The 9,725-nt window shown below is 69.4% G+C and carries 17 protein-coding genes; 6 read left to right on the top strand and 11 right to left on the bottom strand.

The genetic code is table 11. From position 1 onward, the window contains the following. Window positions 1-4 precede the first annotated feature (4 nt). The gene (locus ABZ479_RS09715) at window positions 5-781 is read left to right on the top strand and encodes a hypothetical protein (protein WP_500460999.1); all 777 of its coding nucleotides are present in this window, start codon (window positions 5-7) and stop codon (window positions 779-781) included. Window positions 782-802: 21 nt separating this feature from the next. On the opposite strand, the gene ABZ479_RS09710 is transcribed toward ABZ479_RS09715, so the two are convergent. Continuing rightward, the gene (locus tag ABZ479_RS09710; RefSeq protein ID WP_500460997.1) at window positions 803-1,102 is read right to left on the bottom strand and encodes a hypothetical protein; all 300 of its coding nucleotides are present in this window, start codon (window positions 1,100-1,102) and stop codon (window positions 803-805) included. Between the two features lie 6 nt (window positions 1,103-1,108). Between ABZ479_RS09710 and ABZ479_RS09705 the strand changes: the two genes are divergently transcribed. Both ABZ479_RS09705 and ABZ479_RS09700 read left to right on the top strand, forming a co-directional pair. Further along, window positions 1,109-1,231 (top strand): hypothetical protein, encoded by a 123-nt coding sequence (locus ABZ479_RS09705; protein WP_499600024.1) that lies wholly within the window; start codon window positions 1,109-1,111, stop codon window positions 1,229-1,231. Window positions 1,232-1,588: 357 nt separating this feature from the next. After that, window positions 1,589-1,957: a hypothetical protein gene (locus ABZ479_RS09700; RefSeq protein ID WP_500460995.1), complete on the top strand. Its 369-nt coding sequence runs from the start codon at window positions 1,589-1,591 to the stop codon at window positions 1,955-1,957. Window positions 1,958-1,982: 25 nt separating this feature from the next. Here ABZ479_RS09700 and ABZ479_RS09695 read toward each other — a convergent pair whose 3' ends face one another. Then, window positions 1,983-2,279, bottom strand: a complete 297-nt coding sequence (locus ABZ479_RS09695; protein WP_500460994.1) for a GYD domain-containing protein — start codon at window positions 2,277-2,279, stop codon at window positions 1,983-1,985. A 112-nt stretch (window positions 2,280-2,391) separates the two neighbouring features. After that, window positions 2,392-2,613 (bottom strand): hypothetical protein, encoded by a 222-nt coding sequence (locus tag ABZ479_RS09690; RefSeq protein WP_500460992.1) that lies wholly within the window; start codon window positions 2,611-2,613, stop codon window positions 2,392-2,394. Between the two features lie 66 nt (window positions 2,614-2,679). Here ABZ479_RS09690 and ABZ479_RS09685 point away from each other — a divergent pair, with 66 nt between their 5' ends. Both ABZ479_RS09685 and ABZ479_RS09680 read left to right on the top strand, forming a co-directional pair. Continuing rightward, window positions 2,680-3,492 (top strand): hypothetical protein, encoded by an 813-nt coding sequence (locus ABZ479_RS09685; RefSeq protein ID WP_500460991.1) that lies wholly within the window; start codon window positions 2,680-2,682, stop codon window positions 3,490-3,492. A gap of 4 nt (window positions 3,493-3,496) precedes the next feature. After that, a complete protein-coding gene (locus ABZ479_RS09680; RefSeq protein ID WP_500460990.1) occupies window positions 3,497-3,868 on the top strand; it encodes a GntR family transcriptional regulator in 372 nt (123 codons plus the stop codon). On the opposite strand, the gene ABZ479_RS09675 is transcribed toward ABZ479_RS09680, so the two are convergent. The 5 genes from ABZ479_RS09675 to ABZ479_RS09655 form a co-directional block, all read right to left on the bottom strand. Further along, entirely contained in the window at window positions 3,865-4,443 is a 579-nt protein-coding gene (locus ABZ479_RS09675) for a DUF1990 domain-containing protein (RefSeq protein WP_500460989.1), read from the bottom strand. The two genes, ABZ479_RS09680 and ABZ479_RS09675, sit on opposite strands and share 4 nt — an antisense overlap. A 573-nt stretch (window positions 4,444-5,016) precedes the next feature. After that, entirely contained in the window at window positions 5,017-5,244 is a 228-nt protein-coding gene (locus ABZ479_RS09670; RefSeq protein ID WP_500460987.1) for a hypothetical protein, read from the bottom strand. A gap of 74 nt (window positions 5,245-5,318) precedes the next feature. Next, entirely contained in the window at window positions 5,319-5,597 is a 279-nt protein-coding gene (locus ABZ479_RS09665) for a hypothetical protein (protein WP_500460986.1), read from the bottom strand. A 142-nt stretch (window positions 5,598-5,739) separates the two neighbouring features. Next, entirely contained in the window at window positions 5,740-6,486 is a 747-nt protein-coding gene (locus tag ABZ479_RS09660) for a hypothetical protein (protein ID WP_500460985.1), read from the bottom strand. 325 nt (window positions 6,487-6,811) lie between these two features. After that, window positions 6,812-7,186: a hypothetical protein gene (locus ABZ479_RS09655; protein ID WP_500460984.1), complete on the bottom strand. Its 375-nt coding sequence runs from the start codon at window positions 7,184-7,186 to the stop codon at window positions 6,812-6,814. A 156-nt stretch (window positions 7,187-7,342) separates the two neighbouring features. Between ABZ479_RS09655 and ABZ479_RS09650 the strand changes: the two genes are divergently transcribed. After that, on the top strand, window positions 7,343-7,504 hold the full coding sequence (locus ABZ479_RS09650; RefSeq protein ID WP_500460983.1) for a hypothetical protein: 162 nt from the start codon (window positions 7,343-7,345) through the stop codon (window positions 7,502-7,504). A gap of 175 nt (window positions 7,505-7,679) precedes the next feature. Here ABZ479_RS09650 and ABZ479_RS09645 read toward each other — a convergent pair whose 3' ends face one another. The 3 genes from ABZ479_RS09645 to ABZ479_RS09635 all read right to left on the bottom strand — a co-directional run bounded on the left by ABZ479_RS09645 (window position 7,680) and on the right by ABZ479_RS09635 (window position 9,478). Next, complete coding sequence (locus ABZ479_RS09645) at window positions 7,680-8,123, bottom strand: hypothetical protein (RefSeq protein ID WP_500460982.1); 444 nt, start codon at window positions 8,121-8,123, stop codon at window positions 7,680-7,682. A gap of 827 nt (window positions 8,124-8,950) precedes the next feature. Further along, window positions 8,951-9,097: a hypothetical protein gene (locus tag ABZ479_RS09640; protein WP_500460980.1), complete on the bottom strand. Its 147-nt coding sequence runs from the start codon at window positions 9,095-9,097 to the stop codon at window positions 8,951-8,953. Between the two features lie 6 nt (window positions 9,098-9,103). Beyond that, a complete protein-coding gene (locus ABZ479_RS09635; protein WP_500460979.1) occupies window positions 9,104-9,478 on the bottom strand; it encodes an SMI1/KNR4 family protein in 375 nt (124 codons plus the stop codon). Window positions 9,479-9,725 lie beyond the last annotated feature (247 nt).

Below are 9,725 nucleotides of genomic sequence, written 5' to 3'. Positions count from 1 at the left end.
ACGGATGAAGGACAGCCGAGCTCACGACGACCGGACCGACGACCGCAGGGACGACCGCATGGACGACCGGTTGGACGCGGCCCTGGCCGAGCGGCTCCTCGACGGGGACCCCGCCGCGGCGGGCGACGGCCGCGCGGACGCCCTCGCACGACTCCTCACCGCCGCCGCGGCACCCCTGCCGGGCGACCCCGAGCGCGAGCGCGCCGCACTGACCGCCTTCCGGGAGGCCCGGGCCGTCACGAGCGGCGGTCACGGCCGCGGACGGGCCCGCGGCGTCCGTTCCGGCCGGCGCACCCGGGCGGCGGTCGGCGGCCTCGTCGCGGTCTTCGCCCTCGGCGGCGTGGCCGTCGCGGCGCAGTCCGGCTCGCTCCCCGGCCCCTTCCACTCGGGCACGGCCGGACCCCGGCCGGTGTCGCCCGCCCCGTCGCCCTCCAACCCCACGGGGTCGGGCGGCGGTACGCGCACCGCGTCCCCGCGCGGTCCGCAGGGCGGCGGCGCCGGCGCCACGCCCACGACCCCGGACGCCGCGTCACACGGCCCGCACGCCTCCGTACCCCCGCTCGCCGCGCCGACGGACGCCGGGCTGAAGGGGCTGTGCCAGGCCTACGTCAAGGCCGCCGAGCACCACAAGAGCGTCAACGCGTCCACCCTGGCCCGGCTGGAGCGCGCCGCCGGGAGTGCCGCCGCCGTACCCGCCCACTGTGCCCGGCTCACCGGTGCCCCCGAGGTCACGCCGCCGCCGGTCCGCCCGGAGACCCAGGGGGACGGGCGGCACCCGTGACCGCCTGCGGCCGGGGGGACCTCAGCCCCACACCGAACGGAAGCCGTTGACCAGGTTGACGACCGTCCCCAGCACAAGGAACCAGCCGAAGCAGAGGTAGACCCGCCCCACCGTGCGGTTGCCCTGTGCCTGCGACGCCGCCGGGACGGGCGTCGGCGCCGACTCCCTCGGCACCGGCTCGTCGTGGGCGAGCAGGCCCCGGGCCGCGCGGCGCCACACGCGGCCCGCCCGTATGAGCACGACCGCCACCAGGCAGCAGAACGCCGCCGTCTGGAAGTAGGTGAGAGGGGATGCCAATTGCGCCGAGGCGTAGCTCTGCATGAACGCATGACCTTCCAGGATTCCGGACGCGCCGGACCGCACACCGGCCTGCCCGTGCCGGCGGGCTGGGCGGTCGACGACGGCCCGGCCGGCGGTCTCGGCAGAGTGCCGTACGCGGTCATCTTGTGATGATCCGCAACGCAGGTCAACACCCGGAGCCCGGCGGGAAGCCGGAGTGCCGAACGGCGTAGGAGTACATGTCGAATTGCCCCATTCCCATGACCCCCTGAGGGAACCTCGGGGGGTTCTCCGGGCGCTCCTCAGAGGCAGCCGACGCAGCACGGCGCGGTGCCCGCCGCGCGCCCGGCCGACAAACACCCGTCGGCCACCGCCGCGAGCGTGTCCCGTCAGGACACCGGGATCTCCTCGGGCAGCCCCGCGGACAGGGATTCGGGCACCCACGGAAAAGTCTCCCGCCCGTCCAGGACGCCCCCTTAGGATGCGGATCCCGCTGGTCCCGGGACCGCCGACACCGAGGGGGGCGCCGTGGACGTCGAACAGGTCATGGACTTCCTCGTCGAGCACCGGGCCCCGAACGTCGTGCCCGGCTACGTCTCCGAGCAACTCCTGTCCATGTCCTGGATCATCGACGCCGAGGACGTCGCCCGCGTCGTCCAGGTGGCCAAGCGGTGGCTGCGCTCCGACGACGCGTTCCGTGCGGCGGTGGCCATCGGCCTGGAGAACGAGACGTATCTCGCCGACTCCTGGGAGGAGATCTCCGCACTGGCCGCACCCCTCAAGGAGCGGTTCCCGTCCATGGCCGCCGACGTGGACGCGTGGATGGCACGGGCGCAGCCCGCGTACGACCGGTTGCGCCGCGGTTCCTTCTTCGACCCGGCCCCGGAGGCCGGTTGACCGCCTGAACGGGCGGTGCGCCGCCTCAGGCGGAGGCCTTGGCGATGACGCCCTCCACCTCGTCCCGCCCGAACGCCCGCATGGTCGTGCTCCGTACGTTGCCGACCGCGCCCAGCCGCAGCAGCGCCGCGGCGGCGGTCTCGTCGTCCGGCGCTTCGACGAGGGCGACGAGGTCGTAGGGCCCGACCGTCCAGAAGATGTCGACCAGCCTGCCCCCGGCCTCCCCCAGCGCGGCACCGAACGCGTCGGCCCGCCGCGCCGTGTCGGCGTAGGCGCGGATCCCCTGGTCGGTCCAGCTCAGCAGCGTGATGTAGAGCGGCACGATCTCTCACCTCGACAAGAGAAGGAACGCCCCCTCACAGCGTATGTGCGCCCCTGACGGGTCGCATCCGGCGCATGCGGGCCGTGGTCACCATCACCTGGGCCGGCCCGGCTCACAGCCCGGACTGTTCAGGGGCGGTCGCGTCGCAGAAGTCGCCGAAGAGCACGTGGACCACGAAATCGAGGTTCCCGAACTCCTCGGGCGCGAGCCACACTTCGCTCCGCCACGACGGGGTCGCGAGCGCCAGGACCGCCGGCACGACATGCGGGCGGAAGTAGGGACGTGCGATGCCGGGAGCGTACGCCGCCGCGCCGCGACCGTTGACTTGTCGCAAGGCTTGTCGCACCATGTTGCGACAAGCCTTGCGACATAAAGTGCCGTGCCGGAGGGAGGTTCCCGGATGAACGAGGAGTCGGTGCGTCCGGAGGAAGTCGAGCGGGCCGGTGCGTGGTTGGCCCAGCACGGCCTGACCGACGTCCCGCCGACGCCGTTGCTGGCCACGCGTCTGGCGGTCCGGCGACGTGCCCGCCTGGCAGCCGCCGTGCTGCTGGCGGCCTTCATCATCGCGGTCGCCCTCGTCCGTGTCGGTGACCTGTCCGCCGACGCCGCGGCCGACGAGGCCGGGTCTCCCCGGTACGGGTCGCTGCTGGCGCTGACGGCGGTGGTGGTGGCGTTGGTGCTGGCCCAGTCGCTGCTGGACCGGTGGGTGCGACGGGTCGACCGGCGGGCCGGCGCGACGTTGCCGCGACGGGCCGCCCACCCGGTCCGGCTCGGCTGGCGGACCGTGCTCGGCACGCCGCGCGCCGCCTTCGCCGCGGCCACGTTCGCGGGCGCGACGGCGATGGCGATCGGTGCCCTGACCGTGGACGACGCCGCCGCACGCTACGCGGCACTCCTCCTGCTCATCGGGGTGTTCGGCGCGGCGGCCGGCACGGTCGTCCAACTGCGCCACGTCCTGACACACCCGGTCGTGGCCGACGACGAGGCCTCGCTGACCGCCGACGTCCTGATGCGGGTCGAGGACGCCCGCGAGGTCGCCACGCCCAGCGTGGTGTGGTCGCTGCCGGTCGTGTCGGTCTTCGACACCGGGCTCGGCTGGTGGAACGCCGCCTGGCTCGTCTTCATCGCCCTGAGCGCCGTCACGCTCGCCCTGATCACCGCGCGGACCGCGCAGAGCAGCACGGTGGCGCGGCACGCCACGACGGCCCGGTGAACCGTTGATCGTCATCGACTCGGCCTCGCCCGTCCCGCCGTTCGAGCAGCTCCGCGCCCAGCTCGCCCGGCAGATCCAGGACCGCACCCTGGCCGTCGGTACCCAGTTGCCCACCATCCGCCGCCTGGCCGCGGACCTCGGCCTGGCCGTCAACACCGTGGGCCGGGCCTACCGGGCGCTGGAGGAAGCGGGCCTGATCGAGACCCGTGGACGGGCGGGCTCGTTCGTGTCGGCGGCCGGTGAGCAGGGACGCGAACGGGCACGCCGCGCCGCGGCCGAGTACGCGGCGGTCATCGCCCGCGTGGGCCTCGACACCGACGAGGCAGTCCGCATCGTCGAAGCGGCGCTGGCCAACGGGAGCGCGGCGTCCCCTTAGTTCCCGTGCGAGGCCTTCGCGCCCGCCGCCGTCAGGGCACGTCGATAACGGCGCCGGAAGAAGCGCTGCGCCACGAGCAGTACGGGGAACAGGAGCCGCCAGGGACCGTTCGGCGCAGCACGCGTGAGGGAGCGGATCGTCAGTGCGACCGTGCCGTCGGGGGAGCGGTGGACGACGAAGGCCTCCTCGCCGCAGACGGGATGCCCCGGCAGGGTCCCGTACGCGAACCCGCAACGATCCGGCAGGTCCACCACGGCCACGACCCGCACCGGCTCCCGGACGACGAAGGGGCCGAAGCCGGCGGTGATCCGGTACTCGGCGCCCACGCTGACCCGCTCCCCGGCCCCGCCGCAGCCCGCGACGGAGAACCCACTTTGCCGCTTGACTCCCCACCGCAGCACGGCGTCGGCGGCGGCACGCCAGTCCGCCTCCCCGTGTCCGACGACAACGGTGCCGCAATGGGCACGCAGGCCCGTGCGCCCCACCGACCACCGCTCCTCCGCGGGACGCGTCGCGCCGACAGCGCCGTATGTGAACGCGGCGGCCGACGAACGGCTCGCGCCGGGACTGGGCATGGAACTCCGACCGGACACTCGGCGGGACACATCGGGATCGATCGCTCCCACAGGCTATGCCGAACCGCCCGTGCACTGCGACGGCGCTCCACCGGGGGTCGCTCGCCTTCCCGGCCTTCGTCACGAGCCTCGGCCTGTAGGTTCTGCGTCCCCGCCTACCGACCACTTCGGCCACGGACACGGCTTGGCGCCGCACACCGGACGGTCGCCCGGGATGGCACCGGCCGTTCGCGAGTACGAGGTCGTTGACATCGCCGCTCCAGGCGCGCGCCGCGGAGGGTGAGCGACGCTCGGTGCCTTGGTCCTGTGTCCCGTCGATGGCTGACGGTGTGGCTTCAGCCGATTCTTGAGACCGCTTGGACTCCGGCTCGACTGTGGGAGCCGGCTCGACCCACGGGAACGGCTCTAGGCGGGACCGGCAGGGGAATCCAGGTCCTGATGAAGCCAGCGTTGTCACCCCAGGTGAGCACACCCCCTGGTTCCGGACACATGGGGTAGTCAGGATCACCCGAGTTCGTCCCGTCGGAGCCACCGAACTCCGGGGTGGGGCCGGACCCCGAGGCCAGTGCAACCTCAACCGGCGTAGGCGTGGACCAGGCGAACGGCGCCGACCGTCAGCCCGAGCGCTCCGACAACCGCACTCGTGACCCTCAACACCAGGGGCGTGACCCAGGCGTTGAGCTTCGGACGGATCGCCACACGGCGGTGAAGTCGCTCAGCGGTGCTGCCCACGTTGAGCGCCACCGACATCAGGACCATTCCGTAACCCAGGTCGACCAGCGCCTTGCTCCAGGCAATCATGAGTTCCCCTTCTTGCCGGGCCCGTCCTGCACGGCTGCTCGATCGGTTCCTTCCGGTGGGGCGTCGGCCGCCGCTCACTCACGCCAGACGGAGACGAGGCGCGCCACCACGGCCAGCACCAGGCCGGCCCCGAGGAGGTACAGGCCAAGGCGGGCTTCGGGTACGTCCGGAGACCACACCCGCCAGGCCGACGGGGTGTAACTGTCGGTAGCCAGGAGGGCCCCGAACGACGTGGAGGTAAGACTGAGGGGCGTGTCGCCCTGGCTGCGCGCCCACAGCAGTGCCCCTATGACGGCGCAGGTCGCAGCTGTCGCGTACAAGGCCGTGGCGCTGCGGGGGGCCGGCCTGCTCATGGGTTCTCCCTCGTCTTCATCGGTTGTGGCGTGAGGAATCCTGCTGCCCGTGCCGGTCCGCGTTCGCAGCTGGGTCGCCATGTGCCCGCCCGGACCGGACAGTGCGCCGGTGGCCTGGACAACGCCTGCTCCGGAACCACGGTCAGAAGGGAGGTTCGAGATCGCCGCGGCCATCGCTGTGCGGCCCCCAGTCCCAGGTCTCCTCCCGGACAGGTTCAAGATCGGAGACGTCGTGCCCCCATGCTTCGAGTGCCTTCCAGGCAACGCGCCGGTTGGCGTTGTCGCTGCTGGTGTCAAGGATGCGGCGCGCGTGTACGGCGAGGTGATCGCGGTGTTCGGTGAGCGCTGGGTGTTCGGCGAGGATGAGCCCGGCGATGACGGCGGCTTCGCGCACGTCTTCGTGGCTGTCCTGGACGAAGGGCGAGACGGCCCGATAGAGCATCGGGCGCAGGTCCCGGAAGGCCGCCACGATGGTGCCGGGGGTGAGGAAGCCAGGGTAGTACTGCTTGTTGCGCTCGACGATCTCGTCGGAGGCGTCGTAGGTCGTGGAAACCAGCCAGTCCAACAGCGCCGCGCGGATGGGGACGTTGCGATAGGGCCGGAGGGTCATGGCCGCCGGGTGGGTGAGGATGCCGGCGATGTACATGGCGGCGGGGGCGGTGGCTTCGTAGATGCTGTTCTGGTGGCCGACGAGCTCACCCAGCTCCGACAAAGCGGTGACCTGAATCTTGGCATCGGGTTCCAACAGCCGCGCGAGGATTTTGGGAAGGTCCTCACCGTTCCCGAAGGCCGTCTCGAGCGAACCCCAATCAGTCTCCGCCAGGACTACCTGGTACGGCGGCAGGTCAGGCCCGCGGGGCGCCCCGGCGTTGGAAGGGTCGTGGTTCACAGGCCGAACCTAGACCAGACCTCGGACACGATCCCCTACCGAGCCGGTCACCCCGGTCAGCGGTCCCGCCGTATGGCTGAGGCTCCGGACAGCACCCCAGGGGCACGACGGTCGCAGAGGCCCTGTCGGCACGTCATCCGACTGGGACCGGTGGTGGTCGGTCACGGGCGGTGGAATGGCTGTACGGCCGTCCGGCAGCGGACGCAGCGCCCTGTCGGGACGATGTACGACGACAACTCCAAAAGCCGACGCAGCCGCGTCGTCCCGATGCCGGCGCTGTGCATCGCGCCGCTGCAGGTTGCCATCAGCCACATGGACTGCCTGATCATCGGGACGTCACTGGGCTGCCAGGCCGCGTGGGCCGACCTGCCCTTACGAAGTCGCGGTACTCGTCCTGCACCAGGCCTTGGTTCACCCATCGCGTCCGGAGTGCTCCCGTGCCCTGTTCGGCCATCACCAGCGCGGCCTCTGGGTCCTCGGCGATGACGAGGAGGTAGCCGAAAGACTCTTCCTCGGCTTCCAAGTCGAACGGCGGAAACTCGTCCACATCACAGAAGTTCTCGTGTCCGACGTCCTCAACGGCATGGACGTAGACCTCGTGGGCCACCTTCGTCGGCCGGACCTCGACGTAGGTGACGCCGAGACGCTCGGGCGAACCGATTGGCCCAAGGAACTGTTCAACTGAACGGCCCCTTCTCAAGGCGCCGACAATGAAGGGCTACGCCAAGTAACGCACGAGCGAACACTACGGGCCCTGAATCCGGGCGACCAGTTCGCTGATCCATGAGAGCAGCACGGGCCCGCACGCCAGGGCTGGAGGGAGGGATCTCCAGCTAGGATCTTGCGAGGAGGACCTGTGACTGACGAAAACCCAACTGTGCACGAATCCATCGGCGTTCGAGGAGCTGCAGGTGTGATCCTGCTGATACTTGCGCTCGTTGTCGGGATGGTTCTCGTCCTTCTGCTGCCCTACTTGCCGGCACTCGTGGAATGGGCACTCGTGGGCGAGGAAGTTTGACGCCTGCCCCGTTCCACCCGTGACCGTCCCGGGCCACGCCGACCGGAGTCCGATAGCCACGGATGCCTACCGACCGGAATGGCGAGAGCCACGACCATCCCAGCAACTGGCTACCGCCAGGGTCCTCCTGCGTTTGGCCCCGTTGCCGTCATCTTCTGCCGTCAGTGGCTGCAGTTCAGTCGCCCGAGTGGCCCCAGAAGTAGATCTCTTGGGGGTTGCCAACGTCGTCGTGCAGCACTGCGCAGCGTCCGACCCACCGCGATCGGGGGAAGACATCGAAATCTTTGACGTGTGCACGCGTCAGCTTGCCGGAGCCGAGCAAGTTGCGCGCCTCCTCGGTCGTCACGGGTTCCACGGTGTTGTAGTCCGGGGTGTCGTCGGGTCCTACGACTCGGAAGATGTCCAGGATCGAGTGCGTGCCGGCCTCCTGGACGAGCTCGTCGGCCCAGAGCTCCTCTAGCGACTGCGGCCGAGGCTCCCGCTCCGCTTCCGGTCGCCAGTCGCCGCCGTTGACCCAGTAGTAGTCCCCGGCCTCGAACACCTCATGTCGCAGTTGCTGGAGTGCCGCGTTCATATCTTCCTGGTACGGCACGTAGTAGTCCCATTCCGAAGCCCCCACCAGTCTTCATTCCCTTCTCGCTTCCCTCGGACTGCGGAAGTTAGCACCTGTCTCGGACAGTCAAACCCTGAGCTTGGGAATCACCGGTCCCTGCGGTCCAGGTCATGCCCTGACCAGCGCCAACGGCGGTGTGGGCGAACCAATGAGCTCGCCCCGGGACCAGTCGTTGACCGCGGTTTACCGCCCACTCGGGCACGGAACGGGCACGGTGATTGGTGTACCGGCTTGCAGCGGCGGACCGGCATCGATTCACTCTGAGCGTGATTGAGGAGAACACCAGCGCGCCGGCTCATCAGGCGGTCGAGATGGAGGATGCGGAGACACTGGCCCGTCTCCTCGGTGCGGGGGTCGACCCCAACGAGGTAGTCGGCAACTCGACGCTCCTCACCCATGCAATCGACGTGGAGGGGGATTCTGCGCTGCAGAGCGGGCAGCCCCCGAGGGTGCACACGACGGCCATTCTCCTTGCCTTCGGGGCAGACCCTGAGTTGGAAGATCCCGGCGGGGCCACGCCCCTCGCACTGGCTGAGCACTATGGGCACGATGTGGCGATCCGGCTACTTCGAGCTTCCATAGCTCGCTCCCGTCGACGCTGGTGGCGGCGCAGACAGCCATAGCCACTCGAATGCGCATCTTCGTCCCGAAGCAATGGGACCGGCTCTGTGACCTGGGGCGAAACTATCCGTGACCTGCGAGAAGTGTTCGCAAGCATCCGTGGTTGTCCGCGTCCGTGCGGGGTTGTTGTAGCGCAGTTAGACACTCAGCCAGCGAACGGATCCCGCTGACGAATCAAGGTCAGGGCAGGAGGCACACCAACGTGGTCGTTCTCAGGGCAGGAATTCGTAGAACGGGCCGTCAGGCGCGCGGTCACCAGAACACACCGTGACGTCCTTGCCCCTGAGATAAGCCAGCAACCACTCGCTGAAGGCCATCTCGTGGAGGTGCCAGGCCGGACTGTCGAACTCCTGAACCACGACATGTCAGGGCGACGAGGGCTCGTCGGGAACGCGAAGGAAAACATGCTCCCCCGTTGTAGCCGACGCCACCGGAATCAACTCCCCGGGCTCCGCTCCTGCCCGACTGGGCAGGAACTCTGTCATGTCCTCTTCGCGCCAGAACTCAAGATCTTCCCTGATCTTTCTTCCCAGACTATGCAGAAGATGGCCAGCGGGATGCTTCAGGTACAACTGCTTGTTGACCTCGATCGAACCATATGCGTCCACGATCTCGCGGAAGTCTGTAGGAAACTCGATACCGAGTTCCTGCTCCAATTCGCTCCACGGAGCCGGATCCGACCAGTTGAACCGAGGTTCACCCAACAGGACTTTGATCTCTGCAAGCGTTGCCACCGCCATGCCCCTCTACCACATCGATCTGACTCACTCGGGTTCGGAGCCTATCCGCCACGCCCGAACGACACGGCAGTGGTCGGGGAGCCGGAACTCCTCTTAAGTTCTTCTGGAAGTGATTCGAGGGCACGCTGACCTGGGTCTACTTTCGCGATCAATGCTGTGGCCTGCGATCGAGCGGTCAACGGTTGTCAACGCTGGTCGCCGTTGCGCGTCCCGGGACGGCCCACAGACGGCCCGAGCTGGCGTGCTG

It is taken from the genome of Streptomyces sp. NPDC005722 (assembly GCF_040630935.1).
Classification (GTDB): Bacteria; Actinomycetota; Actinomycetes; order Streptomycetales; family Streptomycetaceae; genus Actinacidiphila.
The sequence above is the reverse complement of the archived record's forward strand: the minus strand, read 5'-3'. Positions and strand labels throughout refer to the sequence as shown.

Coding starts and splice junctions, on each gene's coding strand:
- ABZ479_RS09635 (WP_500460979.1), bottom strand. CDS start 9,478: ATGGCGGTGGCAACGCTTGCAGAGATCAAAGTCCTGTTGGGTGAACCT.
- ABZ479_RS09705 (WP_499600024.1), top strand. CDS start 1,109: ATGACCTTCCAGGATTCCGGACGCGCCGGACCGCACACCGGCCTGCCC.
- ABZ479_RS09665 (WP_500460986.1), bottom strand. CDS start 5,597: ATGAGCAGGCCGGCCCCCCGCAGCGCCACGGCCTTGTACGCGACAGCT.
- ABZ479_RS09715 (WP_500460999.1), top strand. CDS start 5: ATGAAGGACAGCCGAGCTCACGACGACCGGACCGACGACCGCAGGGAC.
- ABZ479_RS09675 (WP_500460989.1), bottom strand. CDS start 4,443: ATGCCCAGTCCCGGCGCGAGCCGTTCGTCGGCCGCCGCGTTCACATAC.
- ABZ479_RS09710 (WP_500460997.1), bottom strand. CDS start 1,102: ATGCAGAGCTACGCCTCGGCGCAATTGGCATCCCCTCTCACCTACTTC.
- ABZ479_RS09685 (WP_500460991.1), top strand. CDS start 2,680: ATGAACGAGGAGTCGGTGCGTCCGGAGGAAGTCGAGCGGGCCGGTGCG.
- ABZ479_RS09670 (WP_500460987.1), bottom strand. CDS start 5,244: ATGATTGCCTGGAGCAAGGCGCTGGTCGACCTGGGTTACGGAATGGTC.